The sequence below is a fragment of the Pseudomonas marincola genome (assembly GCF_900116605.1).
Lineage (GTDB): Bacteria > Pseudomonadota > Gammaproteobacteria > Pseudomonadales > Pseudomonadaceae > Aquipseudomonas > Aquipseudomonas marincola.
Genome location: NZ_FPBC01000022.1, coordinates 1 through 20,700, shown reverse-complemented (window position 1 = coordinate 20,700; position 20,700 = coordinate 1). Strand labels below are relative to the sequence as shown.

Below are 20,700 nucleotides of genomic sequence, written 5' to 3'. Positions count from 1 at the left end.
ACCGAGTATTCGATGCCTCAATTTCAAACGCCTTACGCCCAGCTCGATCTAATCCGCCAGCCCGAGCAACAGAATGATCCGCTGCAGGCATTTGATGCAGCCGATGAATACCTGCTCGCGCACTTGCACCCACAAGCTCTTGCTAGCGATACACGAGTGCTGGTTCTGAACGACAACTTCGGCGCGCTGGCCTGCTCTCTGGCAATCCATGTGCAGGTCACCAGCAGCGGTGATTCGCATCTGGGTTTGCTCGGTTTGCAAGCCAACTTGCGGCGTAACCAGCTCCCGCTTGAGGCGGTTAACTTTGTGCAGGCCGACCAGCCACTGCAAGGTTCGTTTGACCGCGTGCTGATCCGCGTACCAAAAACTCTGGCCCTGCTTGAAGAACAGTTGATTCGCTTACACGGCCAGCTCGCGCCCGGCGCTGAAGTGATTGCTGCGGGCATGGTCAAACACTTGCCGCGCGCCGCCGGCGATTTGCTGGAGCGTTATATCGGCCCGGTAAATGCCTCATTGGCGGTTAAAAAGGCCCGCCTGTTATTCGCTACACCAGAGCCAAAAGCGCAGCCTACCTCGCCCTATCCGAGCCAGTACTCACTGGATAAACCGGCCCTGCAGCTGGTCAATCACGCCAATGTGTTCTGCCGCGAAGGGCTCGACATCGGTACTCGCGCCTTCCTGCCGCACTTGCCCAAGCACCTCGGTAAAATCCGCGTAGCGGACCTCGGTTGCGGCAATGGCGTGCTGGCGATTGCCTTTGCTCTGGGCAGCCCGCAGGCGGAAGTAACCTTGGTGGATGAGTCGTACATGGCCGTGCAGTCAGCGCGCGAGAACTGGGCCAGCGCATTGGGCGATCGACCCGCAACCTTCCTCGCAGCCGACGGGCTGGCGCAGCAGGAAGCTGATTCGCTGGATCTGGTGCTGTGCAATCCGCCTTTCCATCAGCAGCAAGTTGTCGGCGACTTTCTCGCCTGGCGGATGTTCCAGCAAGCGCGCGCCGCGTTGGTCAAAGGCGGTGAGCTGTGGATAGTCGGCAATCGCCACCTTGGCTATCACGCCAAACTCAAGCGCCTGTTTCGTGGCGTTGAGCAGGTTGCCGCCAATCCCAAGTTTGTCATCCTCAAGGCCATCAAGTAATTTCCAGAGTTCTGGTGGCATTAATTTTGCTGACCAAATAGTCGTGCTTTTTAATTAGAAGCCGAAACTGCTATAACAAACGTCACCTAGTCGTAGGTGCATGAAAATAAATAAAGATAGCCAACGCGCTATTCAAAATAAGGGGCTCACAATGCGCAAGCTTTTTACCGGTCTGGCGATTACCGCCAGCTTGTTAGGCGCTTCACTCACAGCACAGGCAGGCCCTGTTCTTGATGAAATCGTAAAATCCGGGGAACTCAAGGTTTGCTTCGACGCAGGCTACATGCCCTTCGAAATGAAGAGCAAAGCCGGCCAGTTCATCGGTTTCGACATCGATGTTGGCAAGCTGCTGGCCAAGCAGATGGGCGTTAAGTATGTTCCGGTCAACACCGCATGGGACGGTATTATTCCGACCCTGCTGACTGGCAAGTGCAACATGATCAACGCGGGCATGACCATCAACACCCAGCGCAACATGCGCGTAAACTTCTCGGACCCGTACATCGTTATCGGTCAGAGCATCCTCTTGAGCCCCAAGCTCAAAGGCAAAATCAAAGACTACAAAGATCTGAACGACCCGCAATACACCATCACCACCAAGCTTGGCACCACTGGCGAGCAAGCCATCAAGCGTCTGCTCAGCAAAGCCAAGATCAACGTCTTCGAAACCCAGTCCGACGCCGTACTTGAAGTCACCAACGGCAAAGCCGATGCCTTCATCTACGACCTGCCGTTCAACGCGATCTACACCGCGCAGAACAAAGACAAAGTGGTTCACCTCGATCAGCCGTTCACCTACGAGCCTCTGGGCTGGGCTGTTGCCCAGGGCGACCCGGAAATGCTCAACGTGCTGAACAACTTCCTGCGTCAGATCAAGGGTGAAGGCACCTACGATCGCCTGTACGCGAAGTGGTTCCAGAGCGACACCTGGCTCGATCAGGTTCAGTAAGACCCTCAGGCCAGACTCACCCTCTGGCCTGATTTCTATCCGCAGTATTGCGTAGACCGTAAAGACTTATTTTCAGGAGGTCACTTTGTTGACCAGTCCACGACGCTGGCTTTGGCACGGCTTATCAGTGCTTATCATCGCAGGCCTGATGGGCTCGCTGTACATCGCCTCAAAGCAAATCAACTACAGCTGGCAATGGGGGCGCGTTCTCCCCTACATCGTCAACACCGCTCCTCTCGATCTACGCGCAAGTGGCAATGGCACTGTTAGCCAGGTAACCGAAAGCGCCATCACCGTAACGCTGGATGACGGCGGCAAGAATCAGGTATTCAAGGATTATGACCAGGCGGTTGCCGTTCAAGGCGACCTGGTTTTTGAAGGCGACGTTATTGCCCGCACCACACAATGGCGCGCCGGCCCGCTGCTTAACGGCTTATGGGTAACACTCAAGATTTCGCTGATCTCGTTATTCTTCGCGACGCTTCTGGGCCTGGCTGCCGGCCTGATGCGCGTGTCGAGCAACCCGGCTTGCCAGAATCTGTCATTCATCTATATCGGGCTGATTCGCGGCACACCGCTACTGGTACAGATTTTCATCATGTACTTCTTCGTGGGCACCATGCTCAACCTCGACCGTTTTTCGGCGGGTGTAATGGCGCTGTCGATCTTCACCGGCGCTTATATTGCAGAGATTGTCCGCTCGGGCATCCAGTCGATTTCACCCGGCCAGATGGAAGCAGCCCGCTCGTTGGGCATGACCTACACCAAGGCCATGACCCATGTAATTCTGCCGCAGGCTTTCAAACGCACACTGCCGCCCATGGCTGGCCAGTTGATCAACCTGATCAAGGACTCGTCGCTGGTTTCGGTGATCGCAATTACCGACCTGACCAAAGCAGGACGCGAGGCCATCAGCGGCAACTTTGCGACGTTCGAGGTATGGATTACCGTGGCCGGCTTGTACCTGATTCTGACTACCCTGCTGTCCTGGATCATTGGACGCATTGAAAAGAGGCTCTCCGCCAGTGACTGAAGCCTATACCGGCAAAGACATGATCATTGCCACCAACGTCAATAAGATCTACGCCAACGGCTGCCATGCTCTGAAGAACGTCAGCGCGACCATTTCTCGCGGCGAAGTGGTGGTCATTATCGGGCCATCCGGCTCGGGCAAGTCGACCTTCCTCAGAGCGCTCAATCAGCTTGAGCAGATCAATAACGGCGACATCGTGATCGACGGCATCAACATGTATGCCTCGGGCACCAACATCAACAAACTGCGTGAGCGGGTTGGCATGGTGTTTCAGTCGTTCAACCTGTTCCCGCACAAAACGGTTAAAGGCAACGTGATGCTGGCTCCGGTCAAAGTATCGGGCCGGGATCCCAAGCAAGCCGAGCAGGACGCCGAAAAACTGCTCAAACGTGTAGGGCTTGGCGACAAACTCAATGTATACCCGGCGCAGCTTTCGGGCGGCCAGCAACAACGCGTGGCGATTGCCCGCGCGCTGGCGATGAATCCGGATGTCATGCTGTTTGACGAGCCAACCTCGGCGCTCGACCCGGAAATGGTCGGCGAAGTTCTTGATGTGATGAAGAGCCTGGCCAATGAAGGCATGACCATGGTCGTGGTGACCCACGAAATGGGCTTTGCCCGCGAAGTGGCGGATCGGGTGATGTTCATGGAAGACGGCGAGTTGCTGGTCAGCGATACGCCAGACAATATCTTCAGCAGCTCCAAGCACCCGCGTCTGGAGCAGTTTCTCTCGAAACTGCTGTAGTGATGGCGTACTAGCCGGTCTGAGTCGATGTGTCGATGTGTCGATGTGTCGAACCATCGAACGCACAGAAAGCACAGAAAGCACAGAAAGCAAAAAGCCTGCAGAGATTGCAGGCTTTTTGCATTGCGCGGCAGGAAACAGGATCAGGTCGTCATGCCCGCAGCGTTCATAAACCAGCGCAGCAACAGCGATACCACGCCAAGCGCCAGAACGCTGCCCGCCCAAATCGCGACCAGCCAAGCCAGACGCTTGGCCAGTGGTTTTTGCTGGTGAGAGTCATCCATTGTGCAAGCCCTCAATGATAGCCATCTTCAGCGGTGACTTTGCCGCGGAACACGTAGTAGCTCCAGGCCGTGTACATCAGGATGAACGGGATAATGAACAGTGCGCCGACCAGAATGAAGGCCTGACTTTGCGGCGGCGATGCAGCGTCCCAGATGGTCACGGACGGCGGAATGATATTCGGCCACAAGCTGATGCCCAGGCCGCTGTAGCCGAGGAAGATCAGCGTCAGGGTCAGCAGGAACGGCGCGTAGTTGGCGTTATTGCGCACCGCGCGCAGCAGCGCCCATGTGCACAATACCACCAACCCCGGCACCGGCAAGAACCAGAACAGGTTAGGCAGGCTGAACCAGCGATGTGCAATTTCGGCGTGGGCCAGCGGCGTCCACAAGCTGACAATCCCGGTGACAGCCAAGACCACAAACACCAGCGGGCGCGCCATGTCGTGCATGTGCTGTTGCAAGCGACCTTCGGTTTTCATGATCAGCCAGGTGCAGCCGAGCAAGGCATAAGCGGCAATCAGCGCGACGCCGCAGAACAGCGAGAACGGCGTCAGCCAATCCAGCGCAGCGCCCGCATACGTGCGGTTTACCACGGGAATACCGTCGATGTAGGCACCCAGCGTGACACCCTGAAAGAAGGTGGCGGTCAGCGAGCCACCAATGAAAGCCTTGTCCCAGATGTGCTGTTTGTCAGCCTTGGCCTTGAAGCGAAACTCAAAGGCCACACCGCGAAAAATCAGCCCGAGCAGCATGAAGATCAGCGGCAGATACAGCGCGTCCAGCACCACTGCGTAGGCCAACGGGAAAGCGCCGAACAATGCTGCGCCACCCAGTACCAGCCAGGTTTCGTTACCGTCCCAAACCGGTGCGACGGTGTTCATCATCACATCGCGCTCACTCTTGTCCTTGATAAACGGGAAGAGAATGCCGATGCCCAGATCGAAACCATCCATGACCACATACATCATGACGCCGAAGGCGATGATGATGGCCCAGATCAGTGAAAGATCAATGCCCATGTTCAAGTCCTTTCAGTCTGAGAGTCGGTTGCATCCATGTCTTCGGATGCAGCAGACAATGGCCGCGAGGGAGTACGTTTTTGGCCGGGGCCGCCGTCGCTAGCCTGCGAGCCTTCACCCACAACCGGACCTTTACGCACCAGGCGCATCATGTAACCAAGACCTACGCCGAACAGCGCGAAGTAAACCACCACAAACAGAATCAGGGTCAGGCTCATGTGCCCAACGCTATGGTCTGAGGCCGCATCAGCGGTGCGCATCAACCCGTAGACAACCCAGGGCTGACGGCCGACTTCCGTGGTGAACCAACCGGCGAGAATGGCGATTAAACCGGATGGTCCCATCCACAGCGCCATGTTCAGGAACGCGCGATTTTCAAACAGCTTGCCACGCATGCGCAGCAACAGCGCCCAGCCACCCATCAAGATCATCAGCAGACCCAAGCCCACCATGATCCGGAAGCTCCAGAACACGATGGTCGAATTTGGCCGGTCTTCTTTGGGAAACTCTTTGAGCGCCGGAACCTGCTTATCCAGACTGTGGGTCAGAATCAAACTGCCCAGCTTGGGGATTTCAACCTTGAAGCGGGTTTCCTCACGCTCCATGTCCGGCCAGCCGAACAGGATCAGTGGCGTGGCTTCACCCGGCGGGTTTTCCCAATGGCCTTCAATCGCCGCAATTTTCGCCGGTTGATGCTCCAGTGTATTGAGCCCGTGGAAATCCCCGATGACCGCCTGAACAGGCGCCACGATCAGGGCCATCCACATCGCCATCGAAAGCATTTTGCGCACTGCCGGGTTATCCCGCCCGCGCAACAAGTGCCAGGCAGCCGATGCACCCACAAAGAACGCAGTTGCGAGGAATGCTGCGGTTGCCATGTGCAGCAGGCGGTAGGGGAATGACGGATTGAAGATCACCGCCAGCCAGTCCACCGGAATCACCCTGCCATCGACAATTTCAAAGCCCTGCGGGGTTTGCATCCAGCTGTTGGAGGCGAGAATCCAGAACGTCGAGATCAGCGTGCCGACCGCCACCATCAGCGTTGAAAAGAAGTGCAGGCCCGGGCCTACGCGATTCCAACCGAAGAGCATGACGCCAAGAAAGCCGGCTTCAAGGAAGAACGCGGTGAGCACTTCATAGGTCAGAAGCGGCCCGGTAACGGCTCCGGCGAAGTCGGAGAACGCACTCCAGTTAGTGCCGAACTGATACGCCATGACCAGACCGGAAACCACGCCCATGCCGAAGTTGACCGCGAAGATTTTCGACCAGAAATGGTAGAGGTCACGGTAAACCGGCTGCTCGGTTTTCAGCCACAAACCTTCGAGCACAGCCAGATAACTGGCGAGACCAATGGTGATCGCGGGGAAGATAATATGGAACGAAATGGTGAAGGCGAACTGGATACGGGCCAGATCTATCGCCTCTAAGCCGAACATAGAGCATCCTCGTAGAGTTCACCGAACCTGACAATGAACGACCAGGTTTACGGTTCAAACATTCAGGCGCGGCACACAGTGCTGCGACGCTATACGGATAAAGCTGGGCAGTGGGTGTGAAGTCACCCGGCGCAAAGTTTTGACTTGTATCAATATGCCTTAAAATAGTAGCGCTTTGTTTCCGCGCACTTGCTGTGGTCTATTGTCGCGTAAGTCTAGACCAGCACCAGCGCTCCTCCCCCATCTAAACGCTTGAAGATGCCCTCAATGCCAAATCACGGCAAATTGCTCCTGCGCCAGCAAAAACCATTCATCGCTTTTTGGCTGGCGCGAGTCTGCACCGCCAGTGGCTTCCAGATGCTCACCGTGGCGATTGGCTGGCATATGTACCAGCTCACCGGCAATGTCCTCGACCTGGGCCTGGTAGGTCTGGTCGAGTTTCTGCCACGGGTGCTATTTATGCTGCACACCGGCCATGTTGCTGACCGATTTGACCGGCGCATGGTCGCGGCGCTGTGTCAGGCGGGGCAGGCGCTGATTGCTCTGAGTCTGGCACTTGGCAGCAGCAGCGGCGATATAAGCCGTGAAATGATATTCGTGCTGGCGTTCTGCCTGGGCACTGCCCGCGCCTTTGAAATGCCCGCAACCCAAGCATTGCTACCCAGTTTGGTGCCGGCAGCGCTATTCCCCGCAGCCGTTGCAGCGTCTGCTTCAGCCATGCAAACGGCGACCATTGCCGCCCCCGCGCTGGGCGGTTTTCTGTATGCCTTGGGCAGTATTTGGGTGTATGCGCCCACCACGCTGATATACGCGGTGGCTTGCGCCTTGATGCTCAGCCTGCCTGCACGACAAACCGCGCTGAATAAACAGCCGGCCACGCTGAAGTCACTGATGGCTGGAATCCAGTACATTCGCAGCCGCCGCGATATCTTCGGCGCAATCTCGCTCGACCTGTTTGCCGTGCTGCTGGGCGGAGCGACAGCGCTGCTGCCAGTGTTTGCCAAGGATATCTTGCTGACCGGCCCGTGGGGCTTGGGGCTGCTGCGTTCAGCCCCGGCAGTTGGCGCCCTGCTGATGTCGTTCTGGCTGGCCCGTTACCCGATCCAGCGCCAGGTTGGCCGTACCATGTTCACTGCGGTCGGGGTATTTGGTGTGGCCACCATTGCCTTTGGCTTATCGACTTCGTTCTGGTTCAGCCTGTTGGTTCTGGTGGTGCTGGGCGCTGCTGACATGATCAGCATGGTGATTCGCGGCGCGTTCGTGCAATTACATACGCCGGATGAGATGCGCGGACGGGTAAGCGCGGTCAACGGGCTGTTCATCGGTGCATCCAACCAACTCGGCGAGTTCGAGTCCGGGCTCACGGCCCACTGGTTCGGCACCGTACAAGCCGTGGTGCTGGGCGGTGTCGGCACGCTGTTGGTCACCGGCGTCTGGATCAAGTTGTTCCCGACTCTGGCGCAGCGTGACACCCTGGAGAAAACCGCCGCTGAACAGGCGGCCGATGATGCCCAGTCGCGGCCCTGAAAATGGTTACTGAACCAACATGGCCTCGGCCACGCGCTTGCGCTGGCCTTTGCCTGCTACCTGCTCAACCAGCGTCAGGGCGAATTCCAACGCTGTGCCTGGCCCTTGGCTGGTAATGCAGTTGCCGTCTACGACCACTGGCTGATCGACAAAACTGCAACCCGACAGGCGATCGCTGAACGCGGGGTAACAGGTCATGCGGCGCTGGCGCAGCACACCGTATTGCTGCAAAGCGACGGCCGGTGCTGCACAAATCGCGGCAAATAGTCGCCCTTCCTTGGCCTGCTGGCGCACGCGCTCGGCCAGCGGTTCATGGTCAGCAAGACGCTGGGCACCCGGCATGCCGCCTGGCAATACAATCAGGTCAAATGCCTGCGCCAGTACATCGACCAGCATGGCATCGGCCGTTAAGCGAGTGCCGTGCGCACAGGTGACCATGCGCCGCCCTTCAATACTGGCGACGACCACTTCGATGTCGGCGCGGCGAAGCACATCGATCAGGGTTACGCATTCAATGTCTTCAACGCCGTCGGCAATTGTAATTACGGCTCGATGAGTCATGCCCACTCCTTATATAGAACGTTGGCCGGGCGTCCGGTCATAAATTCACCAGCAGATGGCTTACTGGTATGATGCGCGCCTTTTTCCGAACCACCAGCAAAATCATGCACAACAGCGTGTATGTGCTTTGCTTTCGGTCAGGATATTCAAGGCGTCGGTGACGCCACGGGGAGCCCAGTATGCTGGAAAGATTGTTCCAACTTAACGCACATAACACTACTGTACGCACAGAAGTGCTGGCAGGCCTGACAACCTTCCTGACGATGGCTTATATCCTCTTCGTCAACCCGAGCATTCTCGGCGAAACCGGCATGGATAAAGGCGCAGTGTTTGTCGCGACCTGTCTGGCAGCGGCTATCGGCTCGGCCATCATGGGCTTTATCGCCAACTACCCGATAGCACTGGCGCCGGGCATGGGCCTAAACGCCTTCTTCACCTACACCGTGGTGCTGCACATGGGCCACACCTGGCAGGTGGCGCTGGGCGCGGTATTCCTTTCGGCCTGCATGTTCTTTCTGCTGTCGATCTTCCGTATCCGCGAGTGGATCATCAACAGCATACCGCTGGCCCTGCGTTCGGCAATTGCCGCGGGTATTGGTTTATTCCTGGCCCTGATCGCACTCAAGGAGTCCGGCATTGTTGTGGCTAATCCGGCCACATTGGTGGGCATGGGTGATCTGGGCAAACCCGAGCCGCTGCTGGCGATTCTGGGTTTCTTTGTCATCGTCGCCCTTGAAGCGCGCAAAGTTACCGGTGCAGTGCTGATCGGCATTCTGATCACCACTGGCATCGGCATCGCGATGGGTGTTTCGCAGTTCGGCGGTTTTGTCTCGATGCCACCGTCGCTGATGCCAACGTTCATGCAACTCGACGTCATGGGCGCGCTGGATATCGGTTTGGTGAGCGTGGTATTCGCCTTCCTGTTTGTCGACCTGTTCGATAACTCGGGCACCCTGATCGCCGTTGCGAAGAAAGCCGGGCTGATGCGCGCCGACGGTTACATGCCGAAAATGGGCCGCGCTCTGATCGCGGACAGCAGCGCCGCGATGGTCGGCTCGGTACTCGGCACGTCTACCACCACCAGTTATATTGAGTCTGCCGCCGGCGTCAGTGCCGGAGGCCGTACTGGCCTGACTGCTGTCGTGGTCGCCCTGTTGTTTCTGCTGGCCCTGTTCTTCTCGCCATTGGCGGGCAGTATTCCGGCATTCGCCACCGCACCTGCGTTGTTTTTCGTAGCCGTACTGATGACCGCTGGTCTGGCTGAAATCGACTGGAACGACCTGACCGTCGCCGCGCCAGTTCTGGTCACGGCTCTGGCCATGCCGCTGACGTTCTCGATTGCCAATGGCATCGCGTTTGGTTTTATCGCTTGGGCAGGTATCAAGCTGCTGGCCGGCCGCTGGCGTGAACTGAACCCGGCACTGGTCATTCTGGCCGTGTTGTTCGTCATGAAGCTGGGTTGGTTCAACGCCTGATCCAATCATCACAGCCACTTTATTATCGCCGCGGCTCAGTGATGACTTTCACTGAGCCGCAACAGCAAAGAGTTTGCCATGAGCGCGCCACAATTCGACCCAGCGGTATACGCCACTCAGCTGGAAGAGAAGAAGCAACGACTGATCGACCTGCTCGCCCCTTTTGGTGCACCTGAGCCGCAAGTATTCGATTCCGCCCGTGAACATTACCGGCTGCGCGCCGAGTTCCGTCTGTGGCGCGAAGGTGATGACCGTCATTACGCGATGTTCGCTCAGGGCGACAAACACACACCTATTTTGCTGGAAGATTTCCCCATCGCCAGCCGCCGCATCAATCAACTGATGCCGCGACTCAAAGCAGCCTGGCAGGGCAGCAAGGTGTTGGGCTTCAAGCTGTTCCAGGCTGAGTTCCTGACCACATTGGCGGATGATGCGCTGATCACACTGTGCTATCACCGACCTCTGGATGAAGAGTGGCAAGCCGAGGCTGAAAAGCTCGCGGCCGAGCTTCAGGTCAATATCGTTGGTCGCTCGCGGGGTAAGCGCATTGTCATTGGCCGCGACTTTGTCGAAGAGAAACTGACCGTTGCGGGCCGGGTTTTCACCTATCGCCAGCCGGAAGGCGCGTTCACCCAGCCAAACGGCGAGGTCAATCAGAAGATGCTCAACTGGGCGTATGAAGCCCTTGGCGAGCGACAGGATGACTTGCTGGAACTGTATTGCGGCAATGGCAACTTCACCCTGCCGTTGGCAACCCGGGTACGTAAAGTGCTGGCGACCGAGATCAGCAAATCATCGGTGTACGCGGCATTGGCCAACCTTGCTGACAACGCGGTGGATAACGTCACGCTGGTGCGTTTATCGGCAGAAGAGCTGACCGAAGCGCTGAATGAGGTTCGCCCGTTCCGCCGCTTGGCTGGCATCGATCTCAAGAGCTATGAGTTTGGCAGCGTGTTTGTCGATCCGCCGCGTGCCGGCATGGACCCCGACACTTGCGAACTGACCCGTCGCTTCGAACGTATTCTGTATATCTCGTGCAACCCGGAAACGCTGGCCGAGAACATTGCCCAACTCAGTGATACTCACGAGATCACGCGCTGCGCAATGTTTGACCAGTTCCCCTACACCCACCACATGGAATCAGGCGTACTGCTGACTCGCCGCAAGGCCTGAGCCGACCAGCCAATCACGCAGCTCAAGTGTCGACATCGGCCCCGCGAACACTCGACCTTGAGCGGTGACACTGGCCATGCCGGCCAGCTGCGAACGCTGGCCCACGGAATCAACACCTTCAACAACGATGTCGATGCCCTGACTCGCCGCTTCACTAAGCACCAGATTGTCTCGCGCTTTTTTCTGCACACTCTGCTGCTGAATCCGAACAGGGCCTGCATCGAGCCGGATCGCCGAAAAAGTCGAGGCGACATGCTTGTTCATCGCGGAGTAGCAGGCCTTGAAGCTGTCGATCGCCAGCCCACAGCCGAGATTATGTAACCGCACCAGATTCGCCTGTGTGCGGGTTGGGGCTTGCAGATAACAGTTTTCGCGGACCTCGAACATCAAGCCATCGGCTGGCAACTGATGCAAAGCGAGCGAAGCGGCAATGTATTTACACAGATCATCCGAGATCAACTGCGCGCTTGGCAGGCTCATGGCCAGTTTGACCTGATAACCATCCAGACCAATCAGCTGTTGAGTGGACAACCCCTGACGCAGCAACTGGATGAACAGATCATCGCCCAAGCCATAGGATTCAAGCAGCGGCAGGAAGTCACTTTCCTTGATAAAGCCGCGCTGCGGATGCATCCAGCCCATAAACATTTTCAGCCCGCAGACCTGGCCGCTCTGCATGCACACGCGCGGCTGAAAGTAGGCGTTGAATTCCCCCGCTTGCAGGCCCTGCTCGACCTCTGCCTGCGTAGGCTTTTGCCGACGGACGATTTTGGCCACGCCTGCCGGCAATGTCTCGTCCTGCCCGTAGCGCTGGAGTAATGCCTTGAGGCTCTGGATAACCAGCGGTCTGCCAATTTCACCCAACAGATGAATGGAGGATGCGAACAACCGGGCTTGTTCCGGCGTTGGGGCGCTATGGTCCTTGCCGCTGAACATGATCATCGCTGCTACGTTTCTGGCCTGAGCCATCTGCTGGATTACTGCACCCGTGTCGAGCCCCGGCAGATCCGGCTCGCAGATCACGATATCAAGCCTGCCAGCCTCAGCCAGAACAGCCATCGCCTCTTGCTCTGAGCTGGCCTGATGAATGTGCTCAACCCCGAGAGATTCAAGTGCATCCACGGTGTTGGAGCGCTGCAAATCTCGGTTATCAATGACCAGTACGCTGAGTTTAAACATGGCTAGGAGCTCCGAATCTGGGGTAAATCAACATAACCCCAGACTAACAACGCAGCGCCGCGAGACCGACTAGTGCGCACCCCTCACCACTGTCGGACTTGTCTAGCGGCGCTGTAGGACGCTTCACTGCGTATTCACTGGCCTAATGGCTCTCCGGCCCGCAACTGGTTGCGCGTTTGCTGCGCAATACCCGGTCCAGTTCAATCATGGCCTGGCGCAATTCCCGCGAGCGACTCTGCAAAATTGCCGCCTGCGGTTGCCGGCAGGCCGCTTCAAGTGCCTCGCACGCGGCGATCAAAGGCAAGGCACGAATAACCCGCGCAGCACCTTTAATGCGGTGAGCGAGGTCAGAAAGGCCCAGGGGCTCGAGTGTCTCGGACAACCCTTCAAGCACCGTGAGATCCTGGGCATTGCTGTTAATCAGCTCATCGAGCAGCCGTTCGACCAGCACGCTATTGCCGCCAGTGAGCTTATCCAGCGCCACCGCATCAAATAACCCGCTGCTGGCATCAGGAATAGCGTCGGGCGGGGCAGGCACGCAACGTTGCAGATGTGCGCCCAGCGCGGCTAGCTCGATGGGCTTGAAGATGCAGTCATTCATACCCGCCTTGAGGCAGCGCTCGCGCTCCTCCTCCTGCGCATTGGCGGTGAAACCAAGAATCCAGGTGGCATAACGCTCGGTGCGCTGTTCTTCTTCACGTATCCGCAGGCTCAGGGTATAGCCGTCCATCACCGGCATGCGGCAATCCGTTATAACGATATCGAAGTAGTCCTGCTGCCAGGCCGAAAGCCCTTCGGCACCATTCACCGCCTGCGTTACGCGATGCCCCAGAAACTCCAGCTGCTGGCTGATCAGCATGCGATTGGCCGGATGATCATCCACCACCAAGACATTAAGTATCGGCCTGGCAGACACCGGCGCATCCGCCACAGGTTCAGTTTCGGCCACTTGCAGCGGTTCCAACACCGGCAGGGTTAATTGCACCATCACCTGGGTGCCAAGGCCGACCGTGCTGCGCAATTGCAGATTACCGCCCATCATTTCGCACAGGGTCCGGCTGATCAGCAAGCCAAGTCCCGCGCCACTGCCGGTTATGCTGCCGGCGACCTGAGCAAATGGCTTGAACAGTTTTTCCTGATCCGCCTGCGAGATTCCCACCCCCGTATCAGCCACATAGACCCGCACAGTGATGTGTTGGGCAGAGCAGGCTTCGATGTGGGCGCTGACGCTGACGGTGCCGGACTCGGTGAACTTGATGGCATTGCTGATCAGGTTGGACATGACCTGCTTGAACCGGATCGGGTCGATCAGCACATCCCGCTCATCAAGGCCCTCGGTATCAAACTCCATCAGCAGGTTTTTCTGGGTGGCCAGCCCGCCAAATACCCTGACGACCGAGCCTACCAGATCGGCCAGATTGGCCCGTTCGGGCATCAGGCTCAGGCGCCCGGACTCGATTCTCGAAATATCCAGAATATCGCCGATCAATTGCAGTAATCCCCGCGCTGAATCGTGCGCGACCTCCAGTGATGAGCGATCGAACTGGCCGCGATCCGCCCGTTTGATGGCAAGTTCCAGCATGCCGATGATGGCATTCATCGGTGTGCGAATTTCATGGCTCATGGTCGCCAGAAAGGTCGATTTGGTGCGGCTGGCCTCATCGGCCTGCTCCTTGGCGGCGCGCAGTTCCACAACAAGTGCCTTGCGTTCACTGATGTCGATCCAGCCGCAAATGACCCCGCGCACAACGCCTTTGGAATCATTGAACGGCAAAATCCAGTGATAGATGGTGACGTTCTGCCCCTGAATAACCACCTGCCGATCACAGATCACCGGCTTACGCTCGTGCATCACCCGGTGGTAATCGTTCTCGACAGCGTCGGCATCGACATCCTGAACTTTCAGGTTCTCGAACACGGTTTTGCCCAACACCGCTTTGCGGGTGGTCGAGAACACCTGCAAGTAACTGTCGTTGCAGGTCAACATGCAGCAACGGCGGTCACGCACATAAATCGGGTGCGGAGTACCGTTGATCAGCACCTCCATGAACTGCAACTGATCGCTCAGCGCCTGCTCTGCACGGCGTCGCTGACTCACCTGCCGGCGGAGGTAGAAGTTCCACACAAACACTGCAAACAGGAACACCAGCGAAATGCCAACGGCCTGATAAATCAGGCGTTTGTAGTTGCGCCAGGAGGGCTCGATGATGAGTGCATTGGTGCGCCAACGGTTACTCAGAATGCTCATCTGGTCCGGGGTAAACGACAGCAATGCCTGCTCCAGAATACCCAACAGTTCGGCATCCGCAGGGCGCACCGCAAATGCCGCCTTGGTCGGTGCAACGTCCAGCACACCGCTGACTCGCAGATTGTCTTCAAACGATCTCGCGATGTAATAGCGGGCAATGTTTAGCGGGTGAATGGTTGCGTCTGCATAACCCTGCGCAACCAGCGTCAAAGTTTCTGGGACGCTTGCGGTTTCCAGTAACTTGATCTGTGGATAACGCTGCTTGATATAGGTTTTCAGCGCATGCCCACGTGGAATGGCCAGAGTTCTACCGGCCATGTCTTCAAGGTGCATGACTCCCTTGAAGCTCTTGCGGGCCACCATCACCAGCGGCGAAATCAAATAGGGCCGGGTGAAACCGAATTTTTGTTTGCGCTCAGGCGTCAGCGAAAAGTCGGCAATTACATCCACCTTGCCGGATAACAGGGCTTGGGTTGCCTGATCGATATCCGAGAACTTGACCACCTGAATACCGATGATCGACTCCTCATCAATCATCGACAGCAAATCGGCAGTAATGCCGCGATAGTGACCGTTCTGATCAAAATAGGAAAAAGGCGCCAACTGATCATTCACCGCCACCTTGACGATGCGCCGTTCCTTTATCCAGTCGAGTTGTTCGTTCGACAACGAAGGCAAATTGCTTTTGAGTATGCCGCCACCGCCCCAGCGCTCGAAAATACTGTGGCGCTGCTCATCATCAATCACCGCCAAGGCTTTATTGACCACATGCAGCAAGCTTTTGTTATCGGCCCTCACGGCAAACACAAAGCCCCAGGAACCCTTGCCGGAAATTCGCGAGGCGCGCAGGTCATTGGGGAAGTAGCGATTGATCAGATATCGACCTGCCGTAACATCACTGAGCATGGCATCTGCCTGACCAAACACGACCGCCGCCACGGCGGTCATTGAGGAGGTAAACGGCACTGCAATCGCGTCGGGATAACGTTTAGCGACATCCGCTTGGTTCAGATATAAGGTGCTGAACGCCAAGCGCTTGCCGCGCAAATCGCCGGAGGCCGGGGACGTCTCACCGATACGCTGCAATAACACCGGCCAATCCGGCGTGTACTTGATGCTGGCGCTGACATCACTGCCGCCCAACTCTCGCTCACTTGAAGTGCCGAGCAGGTCGATAGTGCCATTGCGCAGTGCTTCCAACGCCTCGGCGCGACTCTCAAACCGGCGCACATCGACGTTGACCGCCAGCCCTTGGGCGATCAACCCCATGAAATCAGCGGTGACACCTTCGTAATCCTCACCACTCGAACTGATATCGAAGGGCGGGTAATCTGGCGCCGAAGTGCCTAAGACCAGCGTGTTTTTTTCCCGCAGCCACTGTTGCTCTTCAAGGGTAAATACCGGAGAGCCATGCACCGACGCAGAACGGCTGAAAAGCTGCAGAGCCGTACTGGAATCAGCACTCGCAGTGAGGCTGCATAGCGTTAAAAGCCAGGCAAATACACTGCGAAGTAAGACACCGTTCATCCTATCTCTCAGACCAGCGCATTGCGTTTGGCCAGCTCGATCAGCTCAACCAGATTTCCGGTATTGAGCTTTTCATGCAGACGGGTTTTATAGGTGCTGATGGTCTTGTTGCTCAGCAGCATGCTCTCTGCGATTTGCTTGTTGGTAAGGCCACGGGCGAGTTGCTCCAGCACCATCAACTCGCGGTCGGACAATCGCGTGATGCGCTCATGTTCATCCATGTGCACCTCTTTGCCCCGAACCGATTTAATAAATTGCGCCGGGAAGTAGGTGTAACCCGCCTGAATGGCTTTTACCGCATTGAGCAATTCCGCCAGTTTCTCTTCCTTGCAGACGAACCCGGACGCACCTGCCTGCATGCAACGGGCACTGAAGAAATTGGCTGACTGCGATGTGAGCACCAGAATATGGATGGGTAAACCGGACAGTTTCAGGCGCGATATGACCTCAAAGCCATCGAGCCGCGGAATACTGATATCCAGAATAATAATGTCAGGTCTCAACTCCTTGGCCATTTGCACGGCATCCACGCCGTTATCGGTCTCCCCGGTTACGCTCAGGCCGTGTTTTTCCAGGAGCATCCTGACTGCCATGCGAACAACAGGATGGTCATCAACAATTAAGACTTTACCCACGACTAAGCTCCATTAATTTGCGCAAACTATTCAGCATTACTTGGTATATCGACAGCTATCGGATTGTTACGCAGCTTAATTTATGACAAATAATTTATATCGTTTCAAAACCATACTTTATATCGGGCAAAGACAAACCAACGCACTCAGATACAATTGATCACAAGTAACGAGTTTTCAGCCCCAAGCACTATATATATTTATTGAACCCCAAACCTTTGACACTAACTAACGACCAGTTATTAATAACCAACTGTTCCGCAGGCATGGGCTTTCCATACAAATAACCTTGAACCAAGTCACAGCCCATCTCAAACAACAACTCTTGCTGTTGCAGCGTTTCAACCCCCCCGGCCACCAGCGATATATTCAAAGAGCGCGCCAGTGCGACAGCGCTGCTGATCATTGACATATTGCTGGAGTGACGGCGACGCGAGAGAAGAAACGAGGTATCCAGCTTTACTTGGCTGAACGGAATTTCGAATAGATTCAACAGCGATGAGTAGCCAACCCTGAATCCTTCCATTGCCAGGCCGCAGCCCATGAGCCGCAGGCGTATGAGGTTTTCCAAACCACGATCAGGAACCTCTGAACTGCCCAAATCGCTTATTTCAAAGATCAATCCGTTAAGCGGAAGCTGGCAAGCACAGACCAGATCTTTAATTTGATCGACCAGATAACTAGAACCCAACTGCTGAGCAGGTAAATTGAATGACAATTCAATATGTCGGTTATTAGCCTGCAACGATTGCTGCAAACTCAAACCTTGCTTGATTATGACCCAGAACAACTCATCAAGCAGGTCATTGTCCTCAATTAGCGGCAAAAATTGCTGCGCTGAAATAAGCCCATGAATCGGATGCTGCCAACGCGCTAATACTTCCGCGCCCTTAACCTCGCCAGTTTTAAGGCTCACCTTGGGCTGATAAAACGCCTTGAACTGCCCAACATGCAATCCTTTAATAACTTCATCAACTGTGAGCGGGATCGCATTTGATAAATCGTCAACAACAGGGCCGGCATTATCAAAGCGTCCTAATAATGCTTCGAGTTGTTCAAAACTGAAGGGATGGCTCAAGTCACCCAACAGATTAAGGCCGAATGCATCGATAATACTGACAACCGCATTGCGCAGGCTGGCATCGACTTCGCAGCTCAAAATGAGGGAGTTGATCAGCCCGGACTCGGCTGCATGCCGAAGAAATACCAGGCCGTCCATCTCAGGCATGCGCAAATCGCAAATGACGATATCGACACCACCGGCTTCCCTCAAAAGCGTCAGCGCCGAAGCACCGTCACGCGTTTCAAGCACCTCACGGACTCCGGCCTTTTTCAGCGCGGCAACCGTAACCGCGCGCTGAAATGCATGGTCCTCGATGACGAGAACAGATAAAGAAGCCATGAGATACCTAAGATGAGAGCGAAAGAATAGATTTTCCGAATCCTCATCGAACAAAACTACAAGTAGATACTGGCATGCCTGTAGGAGCATTCTGGTCTAACAGGTGATGTTCACAGTTTCACGCGCCAGATTGATAGACGACCGGACTGGCGCAATGCTATTGCACAGACAAGAATGAATGCCTAACAAGGCACTGGGAGCCACGACATGCGCTGGGAAAGAGGACGACGCAGTGACAACGTTGTAGACGCACGCTCGGGCGGTGGCCGACGGGTTGGTCGCTTGAGCTTGGGCGGGATCGCAGCAGTGGTCGTGATCGGCCTGTTAATGGGCCAGGACCCGCTGCAAATTCTCGGGCAACTGGCCGGCCAGGCAGTTCAGCCCGGCGCACCCAGCAGCCAGCAAAGCAGTGAACCGGCAGCCAACGATCAGCAATCGGAATTCGTGCGCGCCATTCTTGGCGACACCGAAGACACCTGGGGAGAAATTTTCCAGAATGCCGGTCAGCAGTACCGGGACCCCAAGCTGGTACTTTTCCGCGGGCAGGTTCGCTCGGCCTGTGGCGTTGCCAGCTCGGCAGTAGGCCCGTTCTATTGTCCCGGCGATCAGCAGGTCTACCTTGATCTCGACTTCTTCAACGAGCTTGAGCAACGTTTCTCGGCCGCCGGCGACTTTGCTCAGGCTTATGTAATCGCCCATGAAGTTGGCCATCACGTGCAAACCCTGCTCGGCGTTTCCGCGAAAGTAGATGCGGCGCGTCAGCGCGGACAGAAGATGGAAGGCGACAACGGTCTTCTGGTTCGCCAGGAGTTGCAGGCCGATTGCCTGGCGGGCGTATGGGCCAACAGCGCACAGCGTCGCCTCGACTGGCTGGAAGATGGCGATCTTGAAGAGGCGCTGAATGCGGCCAACGCGATCGGTGATGACCGTTTGCAGAAGCAAACACGCGGCCAGGTCGTACCGGACTCATTCACTCACGGCACGTCCGCGCAACGCATGCGCTGGTTCAAGGCGGGGCTCGACAACGGCAACCTGAGCAGTTGCGACACCTTTAATACCGAGCGTCTTTAAGCCAAAACCAACAAGCCCCCGATATTGCTAGCGGGGGCCTGTTGTTGCTTACTGCATCCAGGGCGGAGGCGGCGGCTCATCGGCGCTGTCATCATCGGCATTGAGCAATGCCTGACGACGGGCTTCCTCGGCCAGCGCGGCCTTGATTTCACGCATCACGGCATCAACATCTGCCGAATCTTCCGGGTCGTCGAATTCACCTGTCAGCACGCTGTCCGGGGTGAGTTCACCGGCTTCATAGAGTGCCCACATTTCCTTGGCGAACTTGCTGTAGCGCAACTCCGGGGCAAATTGGCCGAAGTACGCGGCCATGTTGCCGACATCACGCTCCAGCATCTTGAACGCGTGGTTGTTGCCCGCTGCATCGACGGCCTGCGGCAAGTCGATAATCACCGGGCCTTCAGGGCCAAGCAGTACGTTGAATTCGGACAAGTCGCCGTGAACCAGCCCGGCGCAAAGCATTTTGACGATTTCCTGAATCATGAACGCGTGGAATTCGCGGGCGTCTTCGGGCAACAAGTCGACGTCATTCAAGCGCGGCGCCACACCGCCCTCGCCGTCAGTCACCAGTTCCATCAACAGCACACCCTCGAGAAAATCGTAGGGTTTGGGCACGCGCACATTGGCGTTGGCCAGTCGGAACAGAGCACCGACCTCGGCATTCTGCCAGGCGTCCTCCTGACCTTTACGGCCATATTTAGAGCCCTTGGCCATCGCCCGCGCATCGCGGGAGTTACGCACCTTGCGGCCTTCCTGATATTCCGCGGCCTGACGAAAGCCACGCTTGTTGGCTTCCTTGTAGACCTTGGCGCAACGCAACTCTTGACCACACCGGACCACATAAACTGCCGCTTCCTTGCCACTCATAAGCGGGCGTATCACCTCGTCGACAAGACCATCCTCGACCAAGGGTTCAATACGTTTTGGCGTCTTCATCAGTTTTTCTTAAGGATGGTCTGAAGTAGCCATGCATTTCTGGCTGACTTCACCCTCTGCTGATTTTAAAAGCGGCAAATCGATCAAAAACGATCAGATCACCCGCTCATTTGGGTGTTTCTGGCCGCCGCGATAACCTCGCAGCTGCCATTTCCAACATTACAGGCGCACCTCTCCTGCATTCGCCAGCAAATGTCGGCGTGCCATCCACAGATTCGACAGCGCGAACAGAGTCACCAGTTGTGCGGTGTTCTTCGCCAGGCCACGGAAGCGCGTTTTCACATAACCGAACTGGCGCTTGATCACCCGGAACGGATGCTCGACCTTTGCACGCACCTGGGCCTTGGCTTTCTCGATCCTGCG

General features: G+C 56.4%; 18 protein-coding genes. 8 read left to right on the top strand and 10 right to left on the bottom strand.

The features are described 5' to 3' along the window. Window positions 1–12 precede the first annotated feature (12 nt). The 4 genes from BM395_RS22285 (at window position 13) to BM395_RS22270 (ending at window position 3,864) form a co-directional block, all read left to right on the top strand. A complete protein-coding gene (locus tag BM395_RS22285) occupies window positions 13–1,137 on the top strand; it encodes a methyltransferase (RefSeq protein ID WP_090515747.1) in 1,125 nt (374 codons plus the stop codon). Window positions 1,138–1,288: 151 nt separating this feature from the next. Continuing rightward, complete coding sequence (locus BM395_RS22280) at window positions 1,289–2,086, top strand: transporter substrate-binding domain-containing protein (RefSeq protein WP_069902556.1); 798 nt, start codon at window positions 1,289–1,291, stop codon at window positions 2,084–2,086. Window positions 2,087–2,234: 148 nt separating this feature from the next. Continuing rightward, window positions 2,235–3,119, top strand: a complete 885-nt coding sequence (locus BM395_RS22275; protein ID WP_239655581.1) for an amino acid ABC transporter permease — start codon at window positions 2,235–2,237, stop codon at window positions 3,117–3,119. 19 nt (window positions 3,120–3,138) lie between these two features. Further along, on the top strand, window positions 3,139–3,864 hold the full coding sequence (locus BM395_RS22270; RefSeq protein ID WP_170860641.1) for an amino acid ABC transporter ATP-binding protein: 726 nt from the start codon (window positions 3,139–3,141) through the stop codon (window positions 3,862–3,864). 143 nt (window positions 3,865–4,007) lie between these two features. On the opposite strand, the gene BM395_RS22265 is transcribed toward BM395_RS22270, so the two are convergent. From BM395_RS22265 to BM395_RS22255, 3 genes are read right to left on the bottom strand one after another with little or no spacing between them, the layout of a single operon-like run. Further along, window positions 4,008–4,148, bottom strand: coding sequence for a DUF2474 domain-containing protein (locus tag BM395_RS22265; protein WP_069902554.1), 141 nt, complete (start codon window positions 4,146–4,148; stop codon window positions 4,008–4,010). 11 nt (window positions 4,149–4,159) lie between these two features. Then, the gene (gene cydB, locus BM395_RS22260; RefSeq protein ID WP_069902553.1) at window positions 4,160–5,167 is read right to left on the bottom strand and encodes a cytochrome d ubiquinol oxidase subunit II; all 1,008 of its coding nucleotides are present in this window, start codon (window positions 5,165–5,167) and stop codon (window positions 4,160–4,162) included. A gap of 2 nt (window positions 5,168–5,169) precedes the next feature. Further along, a complete protein-coding gene (locus BM395_RS22255; RefSeq protein WP_090515743.1) occupies window positions 5,170–6,603 on the bottom strand; it encodes a cytochrome ubiquinol oxidase subunit I in 1,434 nt (477 codons plus the stop codon). A 267-nt stretch (window positions 6,604–6,870) separates the two neighbouring features. Here BM395_RS22255 and BM395_RS22250 point away from each other — a divergent pair, with 267 nt between their 5' ends. Continuing rightward, window positions 6,871–8,130, top strand: a complete 1,260-nt coding sequence (locus BM395_RS22250) for an MFS transporter (RefSeq protein WP_090515741.1) — start codon at window positions 6,871–6,873, stop codon at window positions 8,128–8,130. Between the two features lie 6 nt (window positions 8,131–8,136). On the opposite strand, the gene BM395_RS22245 is transcribed toward BM395_RS22250, so the two are convergent. Then, window positions 8,137–8,691 carry a DJ-1 family glyoxalase III gene (locus BM395_RS22245; protein WP_090515739.1) on the bottom strand — a complete coding sequence of 185 codons (555 nt, stop codon included), beginning with the start codon at window positions 8,689–8,691 and terminating at the stop codon, window positions 8,137–8,139. 179 nt (window positions 8,692–8,870) lie between these two features. Between BM395_RS22245 and BM395_RS22240 the strand changes: the two genes are divergently transcribed. Together BM395_RS22240 and trmA are read left to right on the top strand one after the other, a co-directional pair. Next, entirely contained in the window at window positions 8,871–10,166 is a 1,296-nt protein-coding gene (locus tag BM395_RS22240) for an NCS2 family permease (RefSeq protein WP_069902549.1), read from the top strand. A 78-nt stretch (window positions 10,167–10,244) separates the two neighbouring features. Then, window positions 10,245–11,339 carry a tRNA (uridine(54)-C5)-methyltransferase TrmA gene (gene trmA / locus BM395_RS22235; RefSeq protein WP_090515737.1) on the top strand — a complete coding sequence of 365 codons (1,095 nt, stop codon included), beginning with the start codon at window positions 10,245–10,247 and terminating at the stop codon, window positions 11,337–11,339. On the opposite strand, the gene BM395_RS22230 is transcribed toward trmA, so the two are convergent. The 4 genes from BM395_RS22230 to BM395_RS22215 form a co-directional block, all read right to left on the bottom strand. Continuing rightward, window positions 11,307–12,518, bottom strand: a complete 1,212-nt coding sequence (locus tag BM395_RS22230) for an EAL domain-containing response regulator (RefSeq protein WP_090515735.1) — start codon at window positions 12,516–12,518, stop codon at window positions 11,307–11,309. The genes trmA and BM395_RS22230 overlap by 33 nt on opposite strands. Window positions 12,519–12,660: 142 nt before the next feature. Beyond that, complete coding sequence (locus BM395_RS22225) at window positions 12,661–16,293, bottom strand: transporter substrate-binding domain-containing protein (RefSeq protein WP_090515733.1); 3,633 nt, start codon at window positions 16,291–16,293, stop codon at window positions 12,661–12,663. An 8-nt stretch (window positions 16,294–16,301) separates the two neighbouring features. Continuing rightward, on the bottom strand, window positions 16,302–16,928 hold the full coding sequence (locus BM395_RS22220) for a response regulator transcription factor (RefSeq protein WP_069902545.1): 627 nt from the start codon (window positions 16,926–16,928) through the stop codon (window positions 16,302–16,304). Window positions 16,929–17,118: 190 nt separating this feature from the next. Continuing rightward, complete coding sequence (locus BM395_RS22215) at window positions 17,119–18,330, bottom strand: EAL domain-containing response regulator (protein WP_170860639.1); 1,212 nt, start codon at window positions 18,328–18,330, stop codon at window positions 17,119–17,121. 207 nt (window positions 18,331–18,537) lie between these two features. Here BM395_RS22215 and ypfJ point away from each other — a divergent pair, with 207 nt between their 5' ends. Next, complete coding sequence (gene ypfJ / locus BM395_RS22210; protein ID WP_090515730.1) at window positions 18,538–19,401, top strand: KPN_02809 family neutral zinc metallopeptidase; 864 nt, start codon at window positions 18,538–18,540, stop codon at window positions 19,399–19,401. Window positions 19,402–19,449: 48 nt separating this feature from the next. Here the strand turns inward: ypfJ and BM395_RS22205 are convergent, their stop codons facing one another. Continuing rightward, window positions 19,450–20,337: a PA4780 family RIO1-like protein kinase gene (locus BM395_RS22205; RefSeq protein WP_090515728.1), complete on the bottom strand. Its 888-nt coding sequence runs from the start codon at window positions 20,335–20,337 to the stop codon at window positions 19,450–19,452. 159 nt (window positions 20,338–20,496) lie between these two features. Further along, the coding region (locus tag BM395_RS22200) for a transposase (RefSeq protein ID WP_141124126.1) at window positions 20,497–20,700 on the bottom strand (204 nt) is incomplete at its 5' end.